We start from the raw sequence: 25,795 nt of genomic DNA, 5'->3' as shown, positions 1-25,795 counted from the left end.
GGATGGATGCCAAACTACAGCTTAGGATTCAGCGCTATGGCTGGGACGCGGCCGCCGTCTATTATCACGCTGACTGGTCGGATCCGTTGCGACCTGCCCAGGATACGCTGCTTAAGATGGCCAATCTGCAAGCCGGTCAGGCCGTTCTGGAAACAGCTTGTGGGACCGGAATGGTAACGCTGCGCGCTGCGCGCGCAGTTGGCCCGACGGGTCGGGTTTTTGCGACGGACCTGTCCGAAGAAATGACACGCCAGGTCACACAGCATTGCGATGCACAGAATATCGCGAACGTCTCGGTCGCCAGAATGGGCGCAGAAGACCTGCATGTCGAAGACGACAGCTTTGATGCAGCCATTTGCGCGCTGGGGCTGATGTATGTGCCTGACCCCCAGAAAGCCCTCACCGAAATGGCGCGGACCGTTCGCCCCGGTGGCAAAGTGACCGCGACCATCTGGGGAGAACGCAAGAATTGCCGCTGGGCCGAGATTTTCCCGATTGTAGACGCGCGGGTTGCCTCGGAAGTGTGTCCCATGTTCTTCGCTTCAGGGGCTCCGGGGGCACTGCGGAAGGATTTCGAAGCAGCAGGTCTGACGGATATCCGCGAAACGCGCCAGAACGAAACACTGAACTTCATCAACGCCGCCGACCTGAGCCGCGCCATGATGTTGGGTGGCCCTGTGGCAATGGCCGTCAAACGCTTTGACGACGTTACAATGGCTGATGTCAGGCGCGAATTTCTGAACTCGGTCGCGTTTTTCCGGACCACTGCAGGTGGCTATGCCATTCCGGGAGAGTTTGTCACGGTCTGCGCAACTGTCCCTGATTAGTCCGCGACCCTCAATCAGATGGGATCGCTTTTAAGTGTCTCGTAACATTTATCATCTTGCGCCAGATGCAGACCTTATGTGAAAATTTGGTTTTACATCCAGCCGATTTCTCAGCAGCATGTGAAACACACAAAAAACAACGCGGTCCAAAAGACGCGGCGGCCGCGCTTGAGTTATTCGCGACTTTGGCCCAACAAAACTATGAGAGGGGCACCATGGATTTCAAGTCGGCAATCAAAACACTGTGCCTGAGTTGCACCGCAATTTCGGCGACCTCCACAGTAGCACAAGCTGACGACTGGACCGCCGAGGCTACGATCTATCTGTTCACTCCGGATACAGAAATCTCTCTGCAAACACCTCAGGGAACGTTGGAAGGTAGTCTGAGCTTCTCAGATGCCCTGAGCAACCTCGATTTGGCTTTTTTTGGCGCGTTTTCCGTATCCAATGGCCGGTGGAGCATTCTCGGAGACTATAACTTTACGGACCTCTCTTTCAGCAACAGCACACCGGGGCCCGCTTTTTCAGATCTTGAGACTTCGGACAGAACACAATTCTTCAGCGGCTATCTCGCATATCAGGTATATGAGAGCGATAAGGTCAAAATTGACGCGGCCGGTGGCTTCAGATGGTTCCGGACAGAGACAGAACTGACCCTGACCGCAGGTGCAGCGCCTAGTGTCTCATTCAGCGCCAATGACAACTGGATTGATCCCCTCGTCGCGGCGCGCCTGCGTTACACGTTCTCGGACAAATGGGCCGCGACAGGATTTGTGGATTACGGCGGGTTCAGAAGCGGAAGCGAAACATGGCAGATATTGGCAACAGCCGACTATGCCATCAACGAAAAATGGCTGCTCCGAGGTGGGTTTCGCTATATCGCATTCGAGCACGAGATCAACGGGAACGACTTTGAGTTCGACCAGTCAGGACCTGTCTTCGGAGCAACATACAGGTTTTGATCTCAGCCCGGCCGCAGGCTGAAAATGCCATGGCTTCAAGAGGTGAAACAGGTCCTGTGCCATAGTATGGGTTTCGGCGGATCACTCAAGACACTTGGCTTCTGGGATTTGGAGTTATGTGAGCGCGTGAAAGACGTTCCATACTATCCGCCGACCAGACTTGTTCGAGATCGTAGAAGGCCCCGAAAGACGGCACTCCTGTTTTTAGAATCGCGTGGGGCTGTTTGTTGTCGGTATGAATATAGACATCGGGCGGAAGGTGGTGCGGCTGGTCCAAAGTGCCCGCGCGGATGAACAGAATGGGGGCCGGCACGCGTTTGGCGAACCGCAGGTATTCGCTCCAGACCGCGACGTGGCAGTTTGCACAACGAGATATCCTCTGCCCGCTGCCGGATGGGGTTTCGGCGATATCCTCGATGATATTGCCGGACAACAGCCGGACATAGCCGTCTTCGATCAACGCATTGACGGCATGTGTGCTGCCGGTTTGTCGCTGGCACCTCCGACAATGGCACCCATGCACGATCAAGGGTGAGGCCAACAGCCGATACCGAACCTCACCGCAATCGCAGCCGCCTTCCAGCTTTTCGTTGAGCATGGTCGTTCCTCCTGCATTCGGGTTTAAGATACCGAGCGGTTTCGACTATGCTGCCAAAACGCGCCACTGTTTGCCGCTGCTGGCCGACCCGTGAAGGGCCAGAATGACGTGAAGATCCCGTTTCATCGCTCAAACTCCACGCGTTCAGGTCGCCGGGGATTGCAGCGCATTGCGGGCAATCGGGACCAAGCGAGGGATCAGCATCGGCACCATTTTCTGATAGGCGCGATAGGTGTCGCCGAATTCACGCACCAGAGACCGTTCCTCGAACCACAAGCCGATCAGAACATAGGTGGTCATCGCTCCGGCAAAGATCAGATGGCCAACCGTCATATGCGGCGTGCCGAAGAACACCAGAATGACGCCCAACTGCATCGGGTGGCGCACAAATCGGTACAGCATCGGCGTGCGAAACTGCGGTGCGGGCATGGGTTTTTCGGTATTTGCCGACCAGATCTGGCGCAGACCGAACAGTTCGAAATGATCGATCAGGAAAGTCGAAAGCAGAACCAGCCCGACACCCGTGGCGCAAACCGCATAAGCCAGCCATGCGTAAACGCCCTCGACCTGCCAGATCGTTGCCGGGATCGGTTGCCACTGCCACAGGGCGAGGCCCAGAAACAGCGCCGATTGTAGAACAAAACTGCTGCGTTCGGCCTCGGCCGGGACGATCGTGGTCCACCAGCGTTTGAACTGGTCCCGCGCCATCAGGCTGTGGAAAAAGCCAAACAGAAAGATCAAGCCCAGATTGACCATAACGGCCAAGCCAACCGGGCCGGGTGTGCCGCTGTTGATGGTTTTGGGCACCGGAAGATCCAGTAGAAACGCGATCATGTAAAGGAAAACAACGTTGAAAAGGAGGTAGGCGGCAATGCCATAAAGGATCAGGCCGGGGCGTTTCATTTCAGGCTCCTGTGACGAGGTAAGCTACACAAGACCCGCAAAACCAAAGGCGGGTCAGGGAAGGCTTACTTCGGTGTCAGCCGTGTCGCTTGAAGGTTGCCTGAGGGTTTCCTGAAGATTACCGGAACACCCGTGAACCACAGGTTTGTGTTGGCCGCAAAGATCAGGCTAAAAAAAGACGCAATGGTGTATGAGTTTGACGCGTACCGGCTGAATACCGCGCTTTTGGAGCTGTCCGGCCCAGACGGCCCAATCGCTTTGGAGCCGAAATGCCTTGCCCTTTTGCAATTCCTGATCCGCAACCGGGACCGCGCCGTGTCCAAAGACCAGATCTTTGATGCCATCTGGCCTGACCTGATCGTTACCGAGGCCTCGCTTTCAACCGCAATCCGCCAAATCCGTCGGGCCGTCGGCGATGACGGGGATCGTCAGGCGATCATTCGCACCGTCCGGGGTCACGGCTTTCGGTTTGTGGCCGACGTGACAGAGGCCATTGCCACGTCCAGAGATCATTCTCAGCCCGACACAAACGTCGCCGCTGGTCCCGCGCAAAATCCGACGCTGGCGATACGGCCCTTTCAGCTAATCGGCGGGGACGCCGCGCAGATCGCGATTGCCGAAGCCATCCCGGCCGAGCTGATCGCGACCCTGTCCCGGCTGCGCTGGATCAACGTGATCGCGCGTGGCTCCAGCTTTCGGTTCGCGGGACCCGAAACCGATCTGACCGACATGGGGTCGCAACTGGCCGCGCAGTTCGTTGCCTCGGGCCTTGTGGAGGTGCAGGGCACCCGGCTTGCCATCTATACCGAGCTTTCGGATGCACGCTCAGGTCAAGTGGTCTGGAGCGATCGTGTCACCGGAGCCATCGCGGATGTGTACGACATGCGCGCCCGTATCGCGCGTGACCTTGCCATGGCACTGGAACTGCGCCTGCCGGTACACGAGGCCGACCGTTTGATGCATGTCCCTTCGGAAAACCTTGATGCGTGGGGGCATTACCACCTCGGGATCCGGCATATGTACCGGTACAACCGCACTGATAACGAGATTGCGGCCAGTCACTTTCGCACTGCCATCGCAAAGGATCCAGGCTTTGCCCGCGCCCATTGCGGGCTGTCCTATACCGAATTCCAGAATGCGTTTCAGCATTTCGCGGCTGATACCGGCCTGCACGCCAGATTGGCGCTGGGACATGCCGAAGATGCCCTGCAACTGGACCCGTTGGACCCGTTCTGCAACCTGATCTACGGGCGCGCAAAATGGTTGCTGGGAGACGCCGAGCAAGGGTTGGTCTGGGTGGACCGCTCCCTTGATCTGAACCCCAACTATGCATTCGGCTACTACAACAACGCCACGCTGAACACCGTGCTATGCAACGGTCAAACTGCGGATCAAAACGTGGAGACGGCGCTAAGGCTCAGCCCCTTGGACCCGCATCTTCAATCCATGTACGGCACGCGCGCATTGGCGGCATTTGTCTCGGGCGATCTGACCGCGGCCAGCGCCTATGCCGAGCACGCCCTGAGCGCACCCAACCCGCATCTCTATGTCTTCATGATCGGCGCGGTCGTGCACGCAGAAGCCGGGAATGCGGATAAGGCCCAAAACTGCGTCGAGGCCATCCGCGCCAGGAACGTCCCCTTTGGCAAGCCCGAGTTCCTGACCCATTTCAACCTGCGTCAGGCAGATCGGCTGCAGGCGCTTACATCGTCGCTCAATAAGTTGTCGTTATAAACGTGATCCTGCCGAAAGGACTTCGGAAAGTCTGCCAGAACAAATGGCATGGTGGTCGAGATAGACTTAATCCGCTACATCTGCTCAATAGCTGACAGTTTGGGTTGAGGACGAAATATATGCTTGATGGCGCGTTGAGTATCGAAGCTCTTCGGCTTGGGGTGCTCATCTCGGCCGCTTTGATTTGGTTGCTCGCGCGCAACCGGAATTTCTTTCTGCGAAGACTGTCCAACTATCCGATACTCAGCGGAATTTGTGACGCGCTCATCGTGGTTTTGATTGGCTATTCGCTGCAAGGCCTACTTTTTCTTTTAGGCGCGCTACCCCGCATGTCCAATTGGGCTTCCACGACAGAAATCGCCGGTCGATTGGCGGTTCATTTAGGATATGCCTGGGGCGTGGCGCGCCTCGTTGAGTCATTGATCCGAAAGCGTCGGAGCCATTCCGAGGAATGGCGTCTACCGGGGTTGGCTTGGATCGGCCTCTACACCTTGTTTGCTCTGTTGGGCATCCTCAGCTTTCTTGTTGCGGAAGGTAATGCGCTTACCGAATTGTTCGTATGGACAGGGGCAACGGCCGCCGTTCTTGCATTTGTGATGCAACAAACACTTGGGGATCTGTTTTCCGGTTTTGCGCTGACAATCGAACGCCCCTTTGACATTGGTGATTGGCTTCGGCTTGAAGATGGCACGGAAGGACAAGTGCAGGATATCAACTGGCGCGCGACGCATCTGCGAAAATGGGACAAAACCGAATTCGTGATCCCGAATGGACAGCTTGCCAATCAGAGCTTTACCAACCTGAGGGGAAACAGACACCCTTTTGCGCCCTGGTACACCGTGAAGGTTGCAGGCGATCACGCGCCGGAAGATGTTATCGCGCTCATTCGAAAAGCAGTTTACCGATGCAACATACCACTTCCTTCGCCAGAACCAGTTGTCCGGTTGATGTCGGCGGACAGCACGCCCTACACATATATGATCTGGGTACATTTTGCCGACTACCCAACAATGTTTGCAGGCCGAGACGAACTTTATCGCGAGGTCGACTCCCAACTTCGCAATGCAGGCATAACGATCTCAGCTCAAATCCATGACCTACGGCATAGCAACTCCAAAGGTGCTATATCCAGATTTGTCGACGAAACTGACCGTTGAGCGGCTCTCGGCCCGCTCTTACCCTCTGGATACGATTGTTAGGACATGACAAGTCGCCGATGTATCGGAACGGCAATTTTTTCCGCGGGCAGAGATGTGTCGCAAACTTTAGGGTCGAATTGGCGTCTATTTGGGATCTGGCATTTGCTCGCTCCGATTGGTATTTCAATATGCGCCAGCATGGTGTCTTTGAAAGGCGCTCATGCCCAAAGGGAGCGTTTTGTATGCTATTTGCTTCTATCACCGATCCACGGTGTCCTATCGTGATCAAGAAGAGATCGTGGCAGAGCACGAGGTACGATTTAACCAAGCGACATTGAATAGGCGGACAGTCAATTGATCGCCGATCTTTGCTGCACGTGCACAGTCGAAAAAGGGTAAAACACCAAAATCATGGCGCATGGACAAAACTTAACAGCCTAAGGGCGACAAGCGAATAAGTCGTTATCGACCAACCGACAAAACCGGGAAACACCCTTGATTTCATGCTGTTCGCGCAACTCACTTGGCTCGGGCCCTGATAAACAGTCTGTATGCATTCCTCCAGAACTCCGGTAAAAATCGAAAAGTCCAATTATCCACTAAATATTAGAAATAGGGCGTCAATCGAGCCCCCCGCTCGGCATCAGAGGTCTTTCTTGTCAACTTCCAAAATTATGGGGGGATTGCCACGAACAAGCAATTTTTCGGATTCCTCACTAGCCATTTGGTAAACGCAGGCGATAGTGGAAGACGTTGGAGATCGTCATGTTGCTTTTTAGACTTTGCCTTTTTCTCATTTTTTTAGCGGTACTACTGGACTACGCCGTCAACCTGATCGACACACGGTGGAGTTGGGATATCGACCACATGATGTATTTCGGCCAGCGATTGCTTGAAGGCGAACTGCACTGGACAGCCGAATTCGACGATAAGCTACCAATCAATCAATTTCTCTTTGCAATTCCCGCTGCATTCGACAGTGTGCTTGCTTGGCAAATCCTGTCGATAACCGCAATGTTCGGCGGCGCGGTTGCAGTTGCGTATGTCACACGTCAAGTTCTGGTATTTGAGTCAGATCTGCCTGAACGGATTGTGACTATGAGTGCTCAGATCAGCGCTATTGCCAGTCTGGCGGGGTTCGCTTTTTTGCCTGGAGGGATTTACCATATTAACCCCTTAGCTGGCTCGGCCGCGATTGGCGCAATTGCCCTACTGATGGCTTCGGTCCAACCCATGGCAGCCAGCAAAAGCCCGGTGATTTGGCTATTTTTGCTCTCAGCAATTCTTGCAAGCCTCGCGATCGGGATACGTCCATACTATTTGTTGTGTCTTTGTATGGCCGCGGTCTGGGCTGCACTTCGCCTTCGGCCCAAGGGCGCTACTCTACTAAGTGGCGCGGGTATTGCGGCAGCTTGGATCGTTGCCGTTGGCATCGCCGGATTACTGACCAATGTGCTACCTTACATCATTACGGGAAATATGCAGGCCTTCCAGAACGGTATGCACCTATTGCGACAAGACCTTATCTTACAGTCCCCCTTAAGCAACCTGAAGGAACAGCACAGTTGGTTCACTGATCGGGTCTTGCCGGTCTTCCCGATGCTGGTACTTGCATCTTCATCCGTTGCAATTGCCGGACTGCTTCAACTGATCCGACATCGCGCAGCTGGGCCTAAAGGCAATTCAATCGCCATTTTTACCGATATTGTATCGCTGACAATTGTAATGCCTTTCTTGATTGAAATAATGATACTGTCCAAACATTTTTGGTCACATTACTTGCAATTGTTCGTTCCGTTTGTTGCCGTCGGTACCGGTCTATTTTCCGCACTTCTTTGGCGCGGCCCTATGCAGGCACCCAAGGGGGCTGAGATGCTGAAAATTGCCATCGTGCTTTTGATCCTTGCTCCGATATGGCGAATTTCGTTGGAGCATACCCGATGGCTTGCCTCTCTAAACAGATCCACCATCGAAGAAATTGACCACCTTTCCAATCAGATCGCACAAGTTTTGGCCTCTCAACCAGCGAACTCACAAGATTTTCTAGCTCCGAACCTGATGTACGAACACTGGCGGCTGCGCCAACCGCGTCATGGGTTTCCGCATGCGGCTAATACCGATTTCATCATTGGAAAAAACTGGTGGAGCAACCTGGACGTCCCCCCAGAGTATATTATTCCGGTAAACTATAATGAATACTGCGAGCAGATTGACGCCAGTGGTCCTAGCATCGTGGTTCTAACAACAGAAGACAAGCTTGCTGAATGCCTTGGTGAAAGCGCGGTCTACAGGGTTCTTGAAACCGACGTCGTTTCGGTTGGAAACACACTATTCTTCCTGAGAGTTACACAATAATAGCACATCTTAGATATGCCAAATTTGGTGCCGCATCGTATCAAATGCGACACGGCAAGGCCGACCAAGACGACCTCCTACCATTCCCCAAAAGAACTGTGATCCATGGTTCTAGCGCAAAACCAGACTGCATTGACTACTGCGCACATAGGTCCAACGATCTTGCAAATCGATTTATACTCTGTTCCCAAGTTTCTGATCTGGAGCTTCACGTCCAAGGCCAGGCCTTAAAGCCATAAACAAATTGCTGAGAGGCTTTGGTTGCCCAATATCGATTGAGATGGTTCAGCGGAAGCACCTCAATAATTTCATTGCACAATGCGATCGACTCATCAAACGGCGGATCAGAGCCCTTTTAGATTTCGAGTCTTTCTCATCAGCTGCATTCGCCCCAGCCGATATCAAACTGGTCAACATGATCCGCAAAGATAAATCACGCCTGGGCCCCGCCCATTTCAGCAGCGCACCCAACTCGCAGGCTGAACTGCACAGCTGCTCCGCCGCTGCTTCCCCATCAAAAGCTTGCAATAGAACCGCCATGGACATGGCCGAGAGACGGTTCGCCCCGCTAAAGGATAGTGCAAGCTGATCGAGAGAGAGTGGTTGGACATGAAATAGTGCCAAGTCTGGCACCCTTTCTCATTCGGGCACGCCCGCCTTTTGTAAGCTTGCCAGCCAGATCCGTCGGTTTTCGGGGTGGTTTTTTGATCCAGCGAATTGCCTGCGCATCGCTGAGATTGACAGTTTGGGGTTAATCTCAAGCGCATCGTTAACAGCCTCTTGGGCATCGTCTTGCCTGCCCATCTCGGCAAGAGTGGCCGCCCTCAACAGGTGATGAAACAGCCGCCAAGTATTGCTTGTTGCCACCGCGCCCAACTGCCGGGCTGCGTCCAGCGCTTCTTCGTAGCGTTCCAGGTGAAACAGGATGTGACCCTGGTAGAAATACATGTTTTGCAACATCGGATCGCGTGGGCTCAACCGGATTGCCATCTCTATCTCGGGCAAGGCGCGGTCCTGCATGCGGAACCAATCATAAGTATGCGCCAATTCCAGCCGGATACGCGCGTCATTGGGGTTGAGCGCGACAGCGCGTTCGAGATTTGCGATGGCTGGATCAGCCTCTCCTGTAAAGCGGTAGATATAGCCAAGAGCCGCATGTGCCTGCGCGTCCTGATCGTCCAGTTCAATTGCCCGTTTGGCCGCCTCGGTAGCAGCAATCAATGTGTCCTGAGGCGTATCTGACCATTGAAAGAAGAATATCGTTCCCAGCGCGCGGGCCAACAGGCTGTGTGCTGCCGCGAATTCCGGATCCGCTGAGATGGCGGACTGTGCAAACTTCACCGCGTCCTGCTGGGCCTCTTGCGAAAACACAGCCTGCCGAGCCCGACCGCGCAAATACAGATCCCATGCCCCCATGTCCTCGGTCGGTTTTTCCTGCGATCGCGCTTCGCCGGACTGATAAATCTCAGGCAATAACTGACCCGCGATGGCTCGGCTGATCTCGTCCTGAACGTCAAAGACATCCGTTACCTGACGATCAAAAACCTCGGCCCAGATGGTTTCGGCGCTGTCGACATCAATGAGTTCTCCGCTGATGCGCATCTGACCATCAGCCCGGCGGACGCTGCCGCGGACGACATAGCCCACCCCCAAGTCGCGCGCGATTTCGATCGGGGTTGCCTGATCCTTTGCGTAAGAGAACATCGTTGCGCTGGACACAACGAAGAGTTCCCGGTTGCGCGACAGATGCGCGATCAGGTCATCAGTCAGACCATCGACGAAATACTGACCCGTACTTTCGTCCCCGATATTGTCAAACTGCACAACAGCCAAAGACGGTTTTCCGGTGTCCGGCAAACGCTGCCGATCAGCAAAGATTGAAATCGACAACATGGCAATCGCCAGACCCAGTAGAACGCCCGCAACAAGAACACCTCGTTTCGGGGTTTTGGCAATGCGCTCGGGCGGCCCGTCATCCGAAACCACCGGGGCAACAAACTGGAACCCGCGCTTGGGAAAGGTCTTGATGTAGTCCGCGCTTGCCGCTGTGTCGCCCAAAGCCTTGCGCACGGACCGAATGCGCGTGTTCAGCGCCGCGTCCGTGATCGCGGCCCCATCCCAAATCTCGTCGATAATCTCTTGTTTGCCGACAATTCTGTCTCGGTTCCTGACAAGGAACTCGAGCAGCAGCAGCGCCTGTGGTTCCAAAGCAACCGGTTCGCCAAGGCGGTTTAATCCCTGTGTCGGATCAAGTTGGAACTCCATGAAACGGTACATACTGCAACCTACACCCCACAATATCCCCGGCTCAACGAAGTTTGGGGATTGTCAGATGAATGTCAGAAAAAATCAGCTTCCGATCAAGCGCGATGAGCTTGCCCTGCTTAGCGTTCTCTGGGGCTAACACCCCATTGCATCGCCCAAAGCATTAAGGAGACAGGATATGGCACACTTTAAAACACTTTGCGTGGCAACCGCCGTGGCAGTGGCGGGAAGCGCTGCATTCGCTCAAACAGAACTGGAGGCCGCATTGGATAATGGGGCCGAGCGCCTCAATGCCGACCAGATCGCAGAACTTCTGATCGGGAACACCGTCACGGCCACATCGGGGGATAAGACATTTCGTTTTTTCTACGATCCAAGCAATGTCGTGAGCGGCGAACTTACGAACGGCGGTTGGAGTGGCGCAGGTGCATTTGCCATTACCGATACAGATAAGGTTTGCGTTTCCATGGCCGCCGACAAGGGGCGCTATCGCTGTATGACAGTGCTGCGTGTCGGGGACTCAATCCAGAAATTCAGCGCCGAGGGTAAGAAAACCTTCGAACTCCACAGCTTTGAACCGTCTACCGGCCTTTGAGTTTCGGTTTCAAACTAGTTCTGCCGCTGGACTTGCCATTTTTCCGATTGAGGCAAAATGGCAAGTAAAATTTAAGCGGTCCTGTTCTGCCTGCGCGGTGAATTTCTGCGTCGCATGGAAGCCATTGCTCATAGTTCATAAGTTACTGGTGTCTGTCTTGGTTAAGCTGCGTTCTTAACGTCGGGTTTGAGCTGGGCGTCAATCACGCACAAGGTGGCCGCCATCCACATCCAAAACAGAGCCGTTCAAAAACCCGTTAGTCATCGCCATGATCACAGCTTGCGCGATCTCCTCGGCCTCACCAACCCGCCCTAAAAGTAGTCTGCCAGCAACCTGCGCATACATGCCTTCACGCGCCTCTTCCGACATGGCTGAATAGGCTTCGGTCGCTACCATTCCGGGGCTGATGCAATTCACCCGCACCCGTCCGGACAGCTCCAGCGCCAGCCCTTTCGTCAGTGCCTCAACCGCAGCGTTTACTGCGCCGAGGCCCGTGGCCCCGGCAGACGGGCGACGGCTAAGAACGCCGGAAAAGAACGTGATCGACCCTCCATCGTTCAGAACTGGCAGAACTTCTCGCGCGACAACGTAGGGGCCGATATATTTGGCCTCGAACATGGTGCGCAGATCGTCCGTGGGCAGCTCTGCGAACGCCCCATGCGCGGCACTTGAGGCTGAGATCACCAGATGATCGACCGGATCCAGAGCCTTGACCCATGATTTCACACCGGCCTCATCGGTTGTATCTACTGGCGCGATCTGCACCTCATCACCGATTTCGTCTGCCGCCGCATGCAACTTGGCCGAACTACGGCTGGCGATAGTGATTTTCGCACCGAGGGCAGCGGCCATCTTTGCCGTTGCTTTCCCCATGCCACTGCTGCCGCCGACGATGACAATGTGTTTGCCTTTCAAGGCAGTCTCGAAAACCGTGTTCATTGCTGTGACTCCTCTTTTGCTGGATGGGTCAGTCGATGCTCAGCACCAGCTTGCCGGTGGTTTCACCGGCTTCCAGACGGCGGTGTGCCTCGACGGCTTCGGTAATAGACAGAGTGGTGACCCGCGGGCGCAGAACGCCTGTCTCAAGCAGGTTAAACACTGCGGCCATATCCGCGCTGAACTGATCGGGTCGATTGACGAAATAGGTGTATATGTCGCTGACACGGACCGAGACGGACTTTTGGAAGTGCTTCGCCAAGTCCTGGGCAAAGCTGCCTGCGGGCGGACCGGCAAGGAACCCGAACAGAACTGCGGTGCCCAAAGGCGCCAGAATGTCGAGATCTGACTTCAGGGACTCGCCCGAGATTGGGTTCAGCGTCAGGTCCACGCCGCGCCCGTCGGTGAGGTCCATCACCCGCGCGGTTACATCCTCGGTGCGATAGTCGATGACGTGAGCGGCACCTTGGTCCTTTGCATACCCAACCTTGTCGGTGCTGGTCGAGGCGATCACCGTCATGCCTAGGTGTTTTGCGATGTGCAGCGCCATGGTTCCGACACCCCCGGCCGCGGCGTGAACCAGCACAGATTTGCCCGCAGCCGCGCCGCCCAGATTGATCAGCATGTGATAGGCAGTCATCCCGTTGACGGGGATTGCTGCGGCGTTTTCGAAGTCTACGGTGTCGGCCAACCGGGCGACATAGGGCGCTGCGATCACCGAATACGTGCCGTATCCACCGGCTCCGATCGGTCCCATCCACGCCACGCGATCCCCGACAGAGAAGCCTTGAACCCCTGCACCCAGCGCCTCGACCACTCCGGCCCCTTCAACTCCGGGAATATGAGGCAGATCAGGCATCATCCCTTCGGGCATTTCGCCGCTACGGATGATCGTGTCGATAAAGTTGACTGCCCCGGCTTTGTTGCGGATCAGGATTTCCCCGGCATCGGGGGTCGAGATTGCTTTGTCAGTTTTGCGCAGAACGTCCGGCTTGCCGGTCTGGGTGATTTCAATCGCGAAAGGCACGAGCTGTCTCCTTCTGTTACGCAGAAGGTAGAGGTCGCATCATCGAATGATAATGGTTGATATCGGAAGATATAATCCCAAAAATAGGATAATGATCTACAACGACCTTGCCCTGTTTACTGTCGTCGCCGACCACCTCAGCTTTTCCAAGGCTGCGGACCGACTGGGCATACCGCTCAGCCGGGTCAGCCGAAGGATTGCAGAGTTGGAAGACCATCTGGGGATCAAACTGTTCGAACGTACAACCCGCCAGGTTCGCCTGACGGAAGAGGGCCGCCGCCTTCTGGATCGATGTCAGGACCCGATTGAGGCGCTGCAAGGTGTTGCGGGATTTACCGACGATGCCAGACGCCAGAGCATCCGAATTACGGCTCCTCCGTTGGCTGCTCGCACGACCATTGGCCCTCGGCTGTTGAATTTTGCGGAACAAAACCCGGATGTGGCGCTTGAGATGACAACGACCAACATCATGCTGGACTTCTTTCGCGACAACATTGATCTGGCATTTCGGGTCGGTCCGTTAACAGATTCCAGCCTTATCGCGAAACGGCTCTGGTCGGTCCCCTATTGCTTTTGTGCGGGACGGGGCTTCATTCGGGAGCGTGCGTTGGACGGGCCGATATCCAAACCGGACTTTCTTGCTTTACCCGCCCTGACATCTGGTCAGCCCTGGGTGCTTGAGAGCGGTGAAACACTGCACCCTAAACACACAGCGCACAGTTTAACGGACCTTGATGTCATTGCGCAGGCCGCCCGTCGCAACATGGGTGTCGCGATGTTGCCATTGGATATGGTAGACAGTGACTTGCAGCGGCTGCAGGTCACGGACGCCGCACCATTGACGCGGGACATGTTCGTTGTCTATCCCAGCCGCCGCCTGTTGCCAGCGCGGGTCAGGAAGCTGATTGATTTCATGGCACCCGGCTAAACTTACCAGTCGATTGCGACGCCATCTCGAAAGAATCCTCCGGTCGGACCGCTCTGAGGCAAGGTCGCTGCCCAGACAACGCCTTTTGCGCCTTCGGAAACCGGGCGCCCCCCACCGCCCATATCCGTGGCGACCCAGCCAGGGCAAACGGCGTTGACAAGAATGCTGCCAGGTTTCAACGCGATAGAAGTTTTGATGGTCAACGCGTTCAAAGCTGCTTTGGAAACGCCATAGCCCGGCGTACCGGCGGACATGCCGGTCAGCGACCCTGCACCGGATGACACGTTGACGATCCGGGCATCTTCACCACGTTGCAACAGCGTCACCGCCGCGATTGTAGTCTCCCAAGGACCAAAAAGGTTCGTATCAAACGCCCGGCGCACCCGGTCTAAATCGGCAAGGTGGACCTGTTGGTCGGTGTCGTAGTCCACGCCCGCATTGTTCACCAGAACATCAAGGCGACCGAAGGCTAATTCAATCTGCCCGAACGCCGTAGCGACTGAGATGGGATCGGAAACATCCAAACGCACGGCTTGTGCTCCATTGCGGATCTCATCCGCAGCAGCCTGCCCTTTTGCCAGATCGCGCGCACCCATCAGAACTTTCATCCCGTGGTCCTGAGCCAATTGGCGGGAAACTTCTTTGCCGATGCCGCGATTAGCGCCGGTCACAAGTGCGATGCGCTGACTGGTCATGGATCTTCCCTCAATTCGCCTCGGCAGCGCGTTGCCCAGCCAAAGCCACAAGCCCACGGTCACCGGTTTCCCAGAGTGCCGTCATGGTCATCGACGTGACAACCCAGCGCTCGTCCGATTTCTCGAGCTCATAGTCATAGCGACCACCGAGAACCCACAAGCCATCATCAAGACGATGGGTTGCCGTGAAGTCGGCCTGTGCCGTGGCGGATGTATCGGACAACGAGGTAATCGTGTGATTGGTCACCATATGGTGCGTCGCGTCGAAACCGGGCAAAAAGGCGGACCATCCCGCCACAAGCTCATCAGCGGGTTGCGTGACAGGATCGCCGCCCCAGAGGCTGGTGTAATCCGTCGTGACTGTGTCGGCAAACGCGCCGCGCACGCGGGTCCAGTCGTGGCGGTCTGCACCTGCCGCGATATCGGTGATTGTGGTCGAGATATCGGCCTGTTGTTCAGCAAAAGCTGCGGTTCCGATCATGGAAACGGCAGCAAGGGTCGATGTGAGTTTTTTGCGCATGAAGATGCTCCGAATAGATGACGGTGGACGCCGATTGATTTTTCGGCGTCCGAACAGGGCTTAGTTGCTCGCCCCGGCGCGGAAGTGGTCGGCGACAGTATCCGCCGCGCGGGTGACATCCTCGGGGTTGTCGTAGAAGTCGAACTGCGTGACATCCTCCAGCCATTGTGCTGTCGCCTCTCCTGCGAAACCGGCAAGGAAGGTTTGAACACCCTGAGGAATTGCCGCGCTTTCCGAGTGCACAATGGCCAGCGGCTTATCCAAACGCTGCGGATTGTCGGCAGGATGATATGTCAGCCAGCCTTCCCAGCCCGCGTTGTTCCACTTGTCGTCATATTCCGGGATCCCGCCACGGTCGGCCTCATAATAGTAGCCGCCGATTGGCATCAGAACGCCCTCGGCACCCTCAGGGCCCGCGGCCGGAATGATCTGACCACCAGCGGCCTCGGCAGCGTGAGACACCTCGATCAGCCCGGCGACACCTTCTGCGCCGCCATAGACCGCTTCGACGATCTCTTCATTCTGCAACCATGGAGCGACCAGACCGAGCCGCTGAACCAGCGGATTGCCGGAGACCGCGTCGACCATGTACCCGGCCGAGGCGCAGATCCCCAGACCGTTGATGTGATCTGCGTCCACCTCGGGCAGGGTCGCGATGAATGCGATGGCCGCTTTGATGTCCGATGTCTTGGCTTCGGGACTTTCGACAAAGCGCACTTTGTTCGGCAGATCACCCGATTTGCCCCAACCGCGAAAATCAAAGGTGAAGGCGGCAAAGCCGCGCTCGGCCATTTCTCGGGCATAATTCGCAGGCATCTGTTCCTGAACCGAGGTCCAGGCCCCGGTCACGACGACGGTGGGCAGCGGTTCAGATCCGCGCTCTTCCGGCAGGTACAGCGTGCCGGACAGGGTCGCACCTTCGTTCTCGAAGGTAACGGTGCGGGTTTCAACCTGCGCGACGGCGGCTGTTGATGCCATAAGCGCTGCGGCGGTGTTCAGAGCGAGGGTGTTCATAGCGATATCTCCCAAAATCTGTCTGGATGGGCACAAGCCCGATGACACCTGAGATACGCTGTCAGCGGTGCGGATACTTGCACCGGACTGCCGTGTTTTTGAAAGATCCTGCTTCAGCCGCCATTCGCCGCGCGGAACGCGCGCGGGGTCTGACCCACCACCTGTTTGAAACTGCGTGTGAAATGCGCCTGATCCGAAAATCCACAGGCCAAAGCGATATCGCCCAGAGGGCGCGCGGGATCTTCGATCATCTTCATCGCCTGCTCGACCCGGTAGGCCATAACATATTGCATGGGGGTCGAGCCCAGCGTTTCCTTGAAAACCCGCGCAAAATGCGAAGGGCTCATGCCTGCCTCAGAGGCCAATTGATCGACGGTGATTGTCTGATCCAAACGGTCCTGCACATAGGCCAGCACCCGTTGATAGTGCTGAGACGTAAACCGCGCGGACAGTTCAACTTCTTCAGCGCGGCGTTTGCCGTATTTCTGCAGCAGCTTGACCAGAAACACCCTGCTCATGGCTTCGAACATCACGGCTGAGGACATGTCGTCCGTTGCCAGCGCATCGCGCAAAATCACACCTGCAGCACAAAGGTCAGGATCAGAAAACTGCGGCTGATCGTGAAACTGCTCTGTTGCCAACAACATCCCAAGTTCAGACTGCGCAAAGTGCTGAACCTTGTCCGGATGTAAGGTGATCACAATCACGTCGGACTGCCCGTACCATCGCCACCCCGACCGCATGCCTGCCGGTGTCACGATGACTTCATCCTTGCAAAAGGTGAAATCCCGCAGCGTGCCATCGCGCCAGTTTTGCACTCGATGCCCCTTTTCCTGCAGGTTCAGAAGGACGTGGTGTTCTTCAAAAATCTCTTCCGGCATCCGATCAGGTTCGGCGCGAAAATACCGTACTGACATCAAACCGGCCGCCGAAGGGCGCTGCATCGCATCACTGTTCAGCAACGGTTCTGACGGGTAGATATCGGCGTATCTCAGGGGCAATAAGCGGCTCCGGCTGGCAATATTCGATATGTGGGGTCTGCGCGCGCAGGGTCAAACGCTTTGCTGGCGCTTTATATGGTCGATGAACAGCCTCAGAGGCATCATGGATTTATACTCGCGTGGGAAATACATGAAAATACCGGGGGTGAGGCCCAAGTGGTCCTCAAGAACTGGCGTCAAAACTCCGGTATCAATCAGTGGGGTGACATAAGCCCTGAAGGTATAGGCGAACCCTAGCCCTCTTTTCGCCAGATCGACAGTAGCAGGAAGGGCGTTCGCAATCAGATTGCCTTGCACATCGAAGGCATATTCCTCCTCACCCGATTGAAAGCTTCACGGGGCAATCTGGCCCGAGGATTGGAACCTGTAGCGGATACAGGTATGCCCCAGCAGATCGCGTGGCGTTTTCGGGATGCCCCGTTCTGTCAGGTAGTCCAGACTGCCGACAACGGTCACTGGAAGCGGCGGCGTCAACCGCACCGCCACTATGTCCTGCGCCACACGATCCCCCAGACGGAACCCGGCATGCAGCTCCTCGCCGAGTATGTCTGAAAGTGCATCGGTCAAAGAAAATTCCAGTTCGATTTCTGGATACGCGGCGCAAAAACTCTTGAGGATCGGACCAACATAGAGGTGGTAGGCAAACTCCGGCATCGCCAGTTTTAAAGTTCCCCGCGCGGCGTGACCGGTGCTGCGCGCGCTTTCCACGGCCTCGGAGAGTTGATCGAAGGCCGACCCCGCGCCGCGGATCAGGGCGCGCCCGGCCTCGGTTAGGCTGATGGAACGCGTTGTCCGAATGAAGACCACAGCGCCCAGCTAGTCTTCCAACGCTCTCAATTGATGGCTAACGGTTGACGGCTTGATGCCCAGCGCTTCGGCCGCTGCACGTAGCGATCCGTGGCGTGTGATGGCGGTAAAGATTTCAAGCGTGGCGAGTGGCAGTCGCATCGTGTCCCCAAACAACCTCATTATTCGATTTCATACATGAAGATAATGCCAACAGGGTGAATTATCACGTCTCAACGGAAGTTTTATCTTCGTGTCATCGCAGCCCAAAGCGCTGTCACCACGTATTCAGGAGGACACAAGATGAACACTTTGACCAAAGTTGCTGCCCTCACCGCTGCTCTGATCGCAGGAGAGACCGCCATGGCCCCATCCCCCGAAGACAATATCAAAGTTGTACAGGGCTTTTTTGCCGCCTATGGCGCCAGTGATCTGGACGGCATCGCAGCCGTAATGGACGAGGACGTCAAATGGCACATCCCGGGCCGCCATCCCTTGTCTGGAACCAAGACTGGCCGGGACGAAGTACTGGCCTTTTTCGAACAACTTGGCACCGCCGGATTTCAGGCGGAACCCACCTATTTCGGGGCCGACGAGACCCATGTGGTTGATATCCACCGTGGCTGGTCGAACGCCGATGGCAAACCGAATGTCGATACGACTTGGGCCCTCGTCTATCGGATCGAGGATGGAAAGATCGTCGAGGCAACCAACCTGTCCGCCGATCAGGATGCGGCAAACACGTTTTTCTGGTCCCAATACTCGCTGGCTCCGGTCCCTCAGCGGCTGGCCAAGTAAACCATCGACAGGTATTTAAGTGACCGATTACCCCGCAACCAGCAGTTTCATCGCCGACTGGTTTGCCCGGTTCGACAGGCTGGATCCGATCGGCGCGTCCCTGCCTGACCTCCACCCAGATGTAGACTGGGACATGCCTGACGTCGATACCACTCTCAACAGGCATGATCGTGCGCGCGCTTGGTATCGTGACGTGCTTGAAACCTTGCAAAGCCCAACTGAACATCACGTCAGCAAGATCGCAATCAAGCCCGGCGCTGCACATTTCGAAGTTCTGTTTCGCGCCACGACCATTGCGGAGGACCACATTGAAGCCCGCGTTCAGGAAGACTGGCGCTTTGAAATCGGACCCGGTGGCCACGCGCTGATCACCCATTATTCCGCAACACTCCTGCAAGAGGAAGATATATTAAAACCCTCGTCCTCACCGCTCGCCCGGACCTGAGCAAATCGCGCATTAACCGCGCCTAGTTTGACGCACTTTCGGAAGCCGCCAACGTGACAACGCGCGATCTGACCGCCATTGGCGGCAGTGAGATGCGTTTTGACATCGAAGCCGAACAGGCCCTCTTGCTGGCCCATGATCGGATCGTGGTCCAGTTTCCATTCTACTAGTATTCCGCACCTCCGGTTATGAAAGCCTGAATGGATCAGGTGCTGAACTATGGCTTCTCTTGTGGGCCGGGCGGTGACCAACTGAAAGGGCGTGAGTTCCTCATCCTTGTTTCGACCGAAGGTCCCGAGCACAGCTATCACGCAGGCGGATACAACAGCTTTATGATGGCCGAGTTCCTGAGACCGTTCCAACAGACGGCGAACTTGGCCGGCATGACCTATCTAAGGCCTTTCGTGGCCCATGGCATGGCGGTGGCTCCAATCACCGGTGTTCCTTGTCGGACGCGATCCTGATCAAGGATAACCACATTGCGGCGGCAGGCGGCGTGCGCGCGGTACTCGAGGCAACGCGGGCCCACGCTTCGCACGTGATGAAGGTCGAGATCGAAGTCGATACACTGGATCAACTAGCCGAAGTACTGGACGTGGGCAGCGTCGATGTCGTGCTGCTGGATAACATGACACCAGAGATTCTGAAACGTGCGGTGGCTCTGGTCGATGGTCGGCTGGTTACCGAAGCCTCGGGCAACGTCACGCAGGAAACTGTGGCTGACATCGCGGCTACCGATGTGGATTTCATTTCATCCGGTGCCCTTACCCATTCCTATCGCACGGTCGATCTAGGTTTGGATTTCTGACGTCCCGAGGGTTAAATTCTGTTGTAGAGCAAAGTGCTTGCTCAACTTTCTCTGCGCCCTCAATCACCGGGCGCAGATAGGTTACGGTACGTTTGTCCTGATCTTGGCCCCTTTGTATTCGGATATCCACAGGCTAGCGGCAGTTTTTTCAGAAGATGCGATCCTGATATCAGAGCAACTCCGCACGACCCACATTCACACCGAGTTACTCAATTGCTTTCTTCGCCACCGCCAGAAAATCAGGTTTCGTTGTGTTGTCAGATTTTCGTGCTGGGAACCAAGCCTTGTGAATTCTGCAATCATCTTTCGCCAGGGTTGGCGAACTACATGAAAGGTGAACCGGTCAATCCAATAACTTGCGTTGACCAGGGAGTGTGATGCGCAATCTTTCTTCTGCACTAAGGTCAATAGGCCCAGGGTTCATAGCCAATAGATAACCAAAGCAGCGAGAGCGACTGTTGGGAGGAAGGCTCTGGGGCACCTATCGTACCGCGTCGCCAAACGGCGCTAGTTCTTTGACCTGAGAAGCATAATCTCAATACGAATGCACCCTTTGCAACGGAGCATGTCGTATCGGACAATTGGCCTGCGCTGTTTGCCGCTTACAGTGCACGCGCGTATCCTTTGGCCTTTCAAAGCCTCTTTGAACCAATCAGCATCATCGCGGCAGTCACCTAGCGACCATTGGGCATTTTGACAGACTGCTGACCAAAACCTCGCACCAATGTAGTCGCGGACCTAGCGTGCGGTGACAAATAGCTTCAAAGGGTCAACCTGACTGTCACAAACCACATGCAATTTCGTGTTCATGCCGTCTTGGTGCGACTGATCAGAAGTTCACGTCCGCCTTTTTCACCGCTGGTTTTGAACGCGATAAACAGGCAGCTAAACGCAGTTAAATAGGCGCTGGACCCAGAAACGACTATCGATCAACGCGTTCATAAAGCCTTGCTCCTCGATTGATAGAAACACGACAGAAGGTCTTCCGGCGACTACCCTAGCGATGAAGCCACTTATCAGATAATTGGCCCCGGTGATCAGGTCGAATTCGAGTTCAAAACTCGGACCTTGCGGTAGCGGAGTGTAGCGTTTGCGTTAACCCTGCCTCTGCCGCCAGAACCGCTCCGCCCTGAGAGCGCAGGCTGAGCCAGGCGTCGTATTGCGACAGGAACACTTGACCATTCAGGTGTTCCGGGAAATGCGCGCGGTTCAGACGGTCCATCACCGGGCCTTTGACCTCGGAAAGGTGAAGGCCGACACCCATATCGGATAGACGACGATTGATCGCCTCAAGGCTTTCCAGCGCGGAATAATCCACCTCGTTCACCGCCGAAAACATCAGGATCACATGATCCACCTTACAGCCTTCGGTTACTCGGCGCTGGATAAGGTCTTCCAAGAAGCGAGCGTTCACGAAATACAGACTCTCATCCACGCGTAGCGTCACCACGGACGGGTCGGTTTCAACCGCATGCCGCCGGATGTTGCGAAAATGCTGCGTGCCGGGGACAAGTCCCACCTCAGCTACGTGCGGGCGCGATGTTTTATAGAGGTGCAATAGCACCGAAATCGCCACGCCAGAGGCCACCCCAACCTCGACCCCCAGAGCCAGCGTCAGCACAATGGTGGCGGCGACGGCGGTGAAATCCGCGCGCGAATAACCCCATGTTTTTCGCAGGATCGACAGGTCCACGAGGCTGAGCACGGCGACGATGATCGTCGCGGCCAGTGTGGCCTTAGGCAGGTAGTAGACCAGCGGGGTCAGCGCGACTGCGGCAATGGCCAGACCGATGGCGGTAAAAGCCCCGGCAGCCGGGGTTTCGGCCCCGGCATCAAAATTGACGACAGAACGCGCAAACCCACCTGTCACGGGGTATCCCCCCGTGAACGCGGCCCCAATATTGGCGGCCCCCAGCCCGATCAACTCTTGATCCGGGTCGATCCGTTGGCGTTTCTTCGCGGCCAGCGTCTGCGCGACCGAGACACTTTCGACAAAGCCGATAATCGAGATCAGGATCGCCGGAACTAGCAACGCTTCGAACAGATCCATAGAAAACCCGGGCAGCGTCAGGGGCGGCAGGCCCTGCGGCACCGCGCCCACGATCTGTACGCCCTGTGCGTTCAGATCGAACCTCCAAACGGCAAGTGTGGTTGCGACCACGGCAAACACGGGACCGGCTTTGGTCAGGATATCGGCCAGCACCGGTCTGACCCCCAACCGCCCAAGGAACGGTTTGAAGTTCTTGCGCACCCAGAACAGAAACCCGGTTGCCAGAATACCGATCACCAGTGTGATCCAGTTGATCTGGGGCAGATGCATCAGTATCGATCCGACCATTTCCGGCAGCGTATGCCCATGCGCGTTGATGCCCAGAATGTGCTTCACCTGGCTGGTCGCGATCAAAACGCCTGAGGCCGTGATGAACCCGGCAATCACGGGATGACTGAGGAAATTGGCCAGAAATCCCAGCCTCAATACGCCCATCAGCACCAGAAACGTCCCGGAAAGAAAGGCCAGAGCCAAGGCTGCGACGGCATAACCCGCTGTCCCCTGCTCGGCCACCTGGCCGATGGCGGTGGCGGTCAACAGGGACACCACCGCCACGGGCCCAACAGCCAGCGCCCGACTGGTTCCGAAGATCGCGTACAAAACAATGGGCGCGATTGAGGCATAGATGCCAGCCTCGGGCGGCAGCCCCGCCAGCAGAGCATAGGCCAGCGATTGCGGGATCAACATGATCGTCACGATCAACGCCGCAATCAGGTCGTTGGACAGAGCGCCGCGCGTATAGCTACGTCCCCAGTCCAGAACGGGGATATAGCGGCGGAGATTGTCGATCATTCGTGCCTTCCGTCGCGCGGGCCTATTCCGAGGCCACGTTCAGTTTTTCGGGGCGGGCCATCCATTCCTTGCCGCGCAGCATGGCCTTCCAGTAGATCGGCGGCAGCAAGCTTTCCTTCAGAAACCACGCCATCCGGCTGGGTTTGGTGCCGTCGATCAGGAACCTAGGAAAGCTGGGTTTGAGCGCGCCGCCATAGCCGAACTCGGCCAGAACGATCTTGCCACGTTCCACTGTCAGCGGGCACGAACCATAACCGTCATATTGCGCCACCGCGGACCGCCCGGCGATATCGGCGACGATATTGTCAGCCACAGTCGGGGCCTGCTTGCGGGCTGCTGCCGCCGTCTTGGCGTTTGGGGCGTTCATCACATCGCCCAGCGACCAGATGTTGTCATAACTCGTGTGGCGCAGCGTTGACTGATCAACGTCAACCCAGCCCGCAGCATCCGCCAACGGTGAAACGCGCACGAAATCGGGCGCGGTCTGGGGCGGGCAGACATGGATCATGTCAAAATCCACCTCGACCGTGCTTGGGTCGCTGTCCGGTTTGGCCACTTCGAACACTGCCTTTTTAGCAGGTCCGTCGATTGCAATCAGATTGTGGAAGAAGTTGAGAGAGGCATCGTATTTCTCGACGTACCGCTCCAACGCTGGGACATAATCCTTGACCCCAAACAGCACCCCGCCCGCGTTCATGAACTGGATATCGATATCCCCAAGTACGCCCCGGCGGAACCAGGCGTCACCAGACAAATACATCGCCTTTTGCGGCGCTCCGGCGCATTTGATCGGCATCGGCGGCTGGGTAAAAATCGCCCGGCCATTTCGCATCTGTTGCACCAACTGCCACGTGTAAGGCGCAAGGTCATATCGATAATTCGAGGTCACGCCATTGCGGCCCAGTGTCTCTTCCAGACCTTCGACCTTACCCCAATCCAGCTTCAGTCCCGGACACACGACCAGCCGGTCGTACTTCACCACCCGGCACCCATCCAACACGATGGCATTGTTTTGCGGTTCAAAGGCAGCAACAGCAGCCTTGATCCAATGAACCCCTTTGGGGATCAGGCTGCCCATGGTCTTGGCCGTGGTCTGCGCATCGAAGATGCCACCACCTACCATGGTCCAGCCGGGCTGATAGTAGTGGATATCCGCCGGATCGATAACCGCGATATCCAGATCGGGTTGCCGCGCTTTCAGGCTGGCCGCGACCGAGATACCGCCCGCCCCTGCGCCAACGATCACAACCTGGAAATGTGCGTCCCCTGAGTCCGTCGGTGTCTTACCCCCGTTTGCAATCCGACGTGCGACACCGTTCATGTCATACCCCGCTGCCTTGGTGGCCATGAGGATCTCGGAAATCGGGCGTTTCTTAGCCTCGTGAAACGACCATAGCGTGGCCGAGCGCGTCCCGGTTCGGCAATAGGCAAAGACCGGACGTTGCGCGTCTTCCAACGCCGCGCCAAAGGCTTCGACGTCCTGATCCTTCACCATGCCCGACTGTACCGGAACATAGTGGACTTCAATGCCCACAGCCTCGGCCGCGGTCGCGATCTCTTTGAACGAGGGCTGATCCGCGCCCTCACCATCAGGTCGGTTGCAGATTATCGAGCGAAAACCCTGCGCCGCAATAGCTGCCACATCCTCAGTCGAGATCTGAGGGCTGACGGTAAACTTGGGTGATATGGTGCGAAACTCCATCGTTTCTCCTCCCTTTCCCGCTTACAGCGTGTTGACCGGAACCTTGAGCATCGGGTTGCCGTCCGGATCGGTTGGGACCTCTCCGGCCCGCATGTTGACCTGCAGGGACGGGATGATCAGGTTCGGCATGGCCAGCGTCGCGTCGCGTTCGGTGCGGAAGCGGACGAACTCTTCTTTGGTCTTGCCGCCGCCTACATGGATGTTGTGGGCCTTTTCCTCGGCCACACTGGTTTCCCACGCGATGTCGCGCCCGTTCGGCCCATAATCGTGGCACATGAACAGGCGCGTCTCATCCGGCAGAGCCAGCACTTTCTGGATCGAGTCGTACAGAACCCCGGCATCACCCCCCGGAAAATCAGCCCGTGCCGAGCCACCATCGGGCATAAACAGCGTATCGCCCACAAACGCCGCATCGCCCATCACGTGCACCATACAGGCCGGTGTATGGCCGGGCGTATACATGGCAAAGGCCTGCATGGTCCCGATCATGTAAGTATCGCCATCCTCAAACAGCGCATCAAATTGCGAGCCGTCGCGCTGAAACGCGGTGCCCTCGTTAAAGACCTTGCCGAACGTATCCTGCACAACCGTGATCTTGGACCCGACGCCAATCTTGCCACCCAGCTTGTCTTGAATATAGGGCGCAGCCGACAGGTGATCGGCATGGACATGGGTCTCGATGATCCATTCCAGCTGCAAGCCCTTTTCAGTAACGACGCGGATTAGTTCATCCGCATGGTCAAAGGTGATGCGCCCGGCGGCGTAGTCGATATCCATAACACTGTCGACAATGGCGCAGGCGTTAGAGTTCGGGTCTTTCACGATATAGCTGATCGTGTTGGTCGCGTCGTCAAAGAACGCAAAAACCTCAGGCTTTAAAGCCATGTTCACAGGGTAGTTGGTCATATCTTGTCT

Annotated in this window: 24 protein-coding genes and 2 pseudogenes; 11 read left to right on the top strand and 15 right to left on the bottom strand. The window is 56.3% G+C overall.

Annotated elements, in window-relative coordinates:
* Positions 1–2: 2 nt before the first annotated feature.
* Together ACR0KM_RS06130 and ACR0KM_RS06125 are read left to right on the top strand one after the other, a co-directional pair.
* Positions 3–827 carry a class I SAM-dependent methyltransferase gene (locus ACR0KM_RS06130; RefSeq protein ID WP_480858317.1) on the top strand — a complete coding sequence of 275 codons (825 nt, stop codon included), beginning with the start codon at positions 3–5 and terminating at the stop codon, positions 825–827.
* Positions 828–892: 65 nt separating this feature from the next.
* Positions 893–1,789 (top strand): outer membrane protein, encoded by an 897-nt coding sequence (locus ACR0KM_RS06125; RefSeq protein WP_480858565.1) that lies wholly within the window; start codon positions 893–895, stop codon positions 1,787–1,789.
* A gap of 85 nt (positions 1,790–1,874) precedes the next feature.
* On the opposite strand, the gene ACR0KM_RS06120 is transcribed toward ACR0KM_RS06125, so the two are convergent.
* Together ACR0KM_RS06120 and mddA are read right to left on the bottom strand one after the other, a co-directional pair.
* The gene (locus tag ACR0KM_RS06120; RefSeq protein WP_480858315.1) at positions 1,875–2,387 is read right to left on the bottom strand and encodes a GFA family protein; all 513 of its coding nucleotides are present in this window, start codon (positions 2,385–2,387) and stop codon (positions 1,875–1,877) included.
* Between the two features lie 144 nt (positions 2,388–2,531).
* Complete coding sequence (gene mddA / locus ACR0KM_RS06115; protein ID WP_480821316.1) at positions 2,532–3,290, bottom strand: methanethiol S-methyltransferase; 759 nt, start codon at positions 3,288–3,290, stop codon at positions 2,532–2,534.
* A 183-nt stretch (positions 3,291–3,473) separates the two neighbouring features.
* Between mddA and ACR0KM_RS06110 the strand changes: the two genes are divergently transcribed.
* The 3 genes from ACR0KM_RS06110 to ACR0KM_RS06100 all read left to right on the top strand — a co-directional run bounded on the left by ACR0KM_RS06110 (position 3,474) and on the right by ACR0KM_RS06100 (position 8,518).
* The gene (locus ACR0KM_RS06110; RefSeq protein WP_480865465.1) at positions 3,474–5,024 is read left to right on the top strand and encodes a winged helix-turn-helix domain-containing tetratricopeptide repeat protein; all 1,551 of its coding nucleotides are present in this window, start codon (positions 3,474–3,476) and stop codon (positions 5,022–5,024) included.
* A gap of 119 nt (positions 5,025–5,143) precedes the next feature.
* Positions 5,144–6,181 (top strand): mechanosensitive ion channel family protein, encoded by a 1,038-nt coding sequence (locus ACR0KM_RS06105; protein ID WP_480821320.1) that lies wholly within the window; start codon positions 5,144–5,146, stop codon positions 6,179–6,181.
* A 747-nt stretch (positions 6,182–6,928) separates the two neighbouring features.
* A complete protein-coding gene (locus ACR0KM_RS06100) occupies positions 6,929–8,518 on the top strand; it encodes a hypothetical protein (protein ID WP_480858311.1) in 1,590 nt (529 codons plus the stop codon).
* A gap of 639 nt (positions 8,519–9,157) precedes the next feature.
* Here the strand turns inward: ACR0KM_RS06100 and ACR0KM_RS06095 are convergent.
* Positions 9,158–10,795 (bottom strand): winged helix-turn-helix domain-containing tetratricopeptide repeat protein, encoded by a 1,638-nt coding sequence (locus tag ACR0KM_RS06095; RefSeq protein ID WP_480858309.1) that lies wholly within the window; start codon positions 10,793–10,795, stop codon positions 9,158–9,160.
* Positions 10,796–10,961: 166 nt separating this feature from the next.
* Between ACR0KM_RS06095 and ACR0KM_RS06090 the strand changes: the two genes are divergently transcribed.
* Entirely contained in the window at positions 10,962–11,378 is a 417-nt protein-coding gene (locus ACR0KM_RS06090) for a hypothetical protein (protein WP_480820100.1), read from the top strand.
* A 198-nt stretch (positions 11,379–11,576) separates the two neighbouring features.
* Here ACR0KM_RS06090 and ACR0KM_RS06085 read toward each other — a convergent pair whose 3' ends face one another.
* Positions 11,577–12,317, bottom strand: coding sequence for an SDR family oxidoreductase (locus tag ACR0KM_RS06085; RefSeq protein WP_480858307.1), 741 nt, complete (start codon positions 12,315–12,317; stop codon positions 11,577–11,579).
* A 28-nt stretch (positions 12,318–12,345) separates the two neighbouring features.
* Positions 12,346–13,341: a quinone oxidoreductase family protein gene (locus tag ACR0KM_RS06080; protein ID WP_480858306.1), complete on the bottom strand. Its 996-nt coding sequence runs from the start codon at positions 13,339–13,341 to the stop codon at positions 12,346–12,348.
* Between the two features lie 91 nt (positions 13,342–13,432).
* On the opposite strand from ACR0KM_RS06080, the gene ACR0KM_RS06075 reads away from it, so the two are divergent.
* The gene (locus ACR0KM_RS06075; protein ID WP_480858304.1) at positions 13,433–14,269 is read left to right on the top strand and encodes a LysR family transcriptional regulator; all 837 of its coding nucleotides are present in this window, start codon (positions 13,433–13,435) and stop codon (positions 14,267–14,269) included.
* Between the two features lie 2 nt (positions 14,270–14,271).
* On the opposite strand, the gene ACR0KM_RS06070 is transcribed toward ACR0KM_RS06075, so the two are convergent.
* The 7 genes from ACR0KM_RS06070 to ACR0KM_RS06040 form a co-directional block, all read right to left on the bottom strand.
* Positions 14,272–14,964, bottom strand: coding sequence for an SDR family NAD(P)-dependent oxidoreductase (locus ACR0KM_RS06070; RefSeq protein ID WP_480858303.1), 693 nt, complete (start codon positions 14,962–14,964; stop codon positions 14,272–14,274).
* A gap of 10 nt (positions 14,965–14,974) precedes the next feature.
* Positions 14,975–15,484 carry a nuclear transport factor 2 family protein gene (locus ACR0KM_RS06065; protein WP_480858301.1) on the bottom strand — a complete coding sequence of 170 codons (510 nt, stop codon included), beginning with the start codon at positions 15,482–15,484 and terminating at the stop codon, positions 14,975–14,977.
* A 60-nt stretch (positions 15,485–15,544) separates the two neighbouring features.
* Positions 15,545–16,498 (bottom strand): alpha/beta hydrolase, encoded by a 954-nt coding sequence (locus ACR0KM_RS06060; RefSeq protein WP_480858300.1) that lies wholly within the window; start codon positions 16,496–16,498, stop codon positions 15,545–15,547.
* A gap of 113 nt (positions 16,499–16,611) precedes the next feature.
* On the bottom strand, positions 16,612–17,499 hold the full coding sequence (locus ACR0KM_RS06055; RefSeq protein WP_480858299.1) for a helix-turn-helix domain-containing protein: 888 nt from the start codon (positions 17,497–17,499) through the stop codon (positions 16,612–16,614).
* A gap of 51 nt (positions 17,500–17,550) precedes the next feature.
* Positions 17,551–17,796, bottom strand: coding sequence for a type 2 periplasmic-binding domain-containing protein (locus tag ACR0KM_RS06050; protein WP_480858297.1), 246 nt, complete (start codon positions 17,794–17,796; stop codon positions 17,551–17,553).
* A gap of 36 nt (positions 17,797–17,832) precedes the next feature.
* Positions 17,833–18,306, bottom strand: a complete 474-nt coding sequence (locus ACR0KM_RS06045) for a LysR substrate-binding domain-containing protein (RefSeq protein ID WP_480858295.1) — start codon at positions 18,304–18,306, stop codon at positions 17,833–17,835.
* Between the two features lie 9 nt (positions 18,307–18,315).
* On the bottom strand, positions 18,316–18,447 hold the full coding sequence (locus ACR0KM_RS06040; protein WP_480820118.1) for a helix-turn-helix domain-containing protein: 132 nt from the start codon (positions 18,445–18,447) through the stop codon (positions 18,316–18,318).
* 141 nt (positions 18,448–18,588) lie between these two features.
* Here ACR0KM_RS06040 and ACR0KM_RS06035 point away from each other — a divergent pair, with 141 nt between their 5' ends.
* The 4 genes and pseudogenes from ACR0KM_RS06035 to ACR0KM_RS06020 all read left to right on the top strand — a co-directional run.
* Positions 18,589–19,083, top strand: a complete 495-nt coding sequence (locus ACR0KM_RS06035) for a nuclear transport factor 2 family protein (RefSeq protein ID WP_480858294.1) — start codon at positions 18,589–18,591, stop codon at positions 19,081–19,083.
* Positions 19,084–19,102: 19 nt separating this feature from the next.
* Entirely contained in the window at positions 19,103–19,528 is a 426-nt protein-coding gene (locus ACR0KM_RS06030) for a hypothetical protein (protein WP_480858293.1), read from the top strand.
* A 92-nt stretch (positions 19,529–19,620) separates the two neighbouring features.
* Positions 19,621–19,992, top strand: a pseudogene (locus ACR0KM_RS06025) (NAD(P)H-dependent oxidoreductase).
* Positions 19,944–20,336: pseudogene (locus ACR0KM_RS06020) on the top strand (nicotinate-nucleotide diphosphorylase); the annotation flags it as partial. The pseudogenes ACR0KM_RS06025 and ACR0KM_RS06020, both read left to right, overlap by 49 nt.
* A gap of 1,054 nt (positions 20,337–21,390) precedes the next feature.
* On the opposite strand, the gene ACR0KM_RS06015 reads toward ACR0KM_RS06020, so the two are convergent.
* From ACR0KM_RS06015 to ACR0KM_RS06005, 3 genes are read right to left on the bottom strand one after another with little or no spacing between them, the layout of a single operon-like run.
* Complete coding sequence (locus ACR0KM_RS06015) at positions 21,391–23,178, bottom strand: SulP family inorganic anion transporter (protein ID WP_480858291.1); 1,788 nt, start codon at positions 23,176–23,178, stop codon at positions 21,391–21,393.
* A 22-nt stretch (positions 23,179–23,200) separates the two neighbouring features.
* On the bottom strand, positions 23,201–24,880 hold the full coding sequence (locus ACR0KM_RS06010) for a bifunctional protein tyrosine phosphatase family protein/NAD(P)/FAD-dependent oxidoreductase (protein WP_480858289.1): 1,680 nt from the start codon (positions 24,878–24,880) through the stop codon (positions 23,201–23,203).
* 21 nt (positions 24,881–24,901) lie between these two features.
* A complete protein-coding gene (locus ACR0KM_RS06005) occupies positions 24,902–25,786 on the bottom strand; it encodes an MBL fold metallo-hydrolase (RefSeq protein WP_480858286.1) in 885 nt (294 codons plus the stop codon).
* Positions 25,787–25,795 lie beyond the last annotated feature (9 nt).

This window comes from Ruegeria sp. G10, assembly GCF_056533645.1.
The sequence above is the reverse complement of the archived record's forward strand: the minus strand, read 5'-3'. Positions and strand labels throughout refer to the sequence as shown.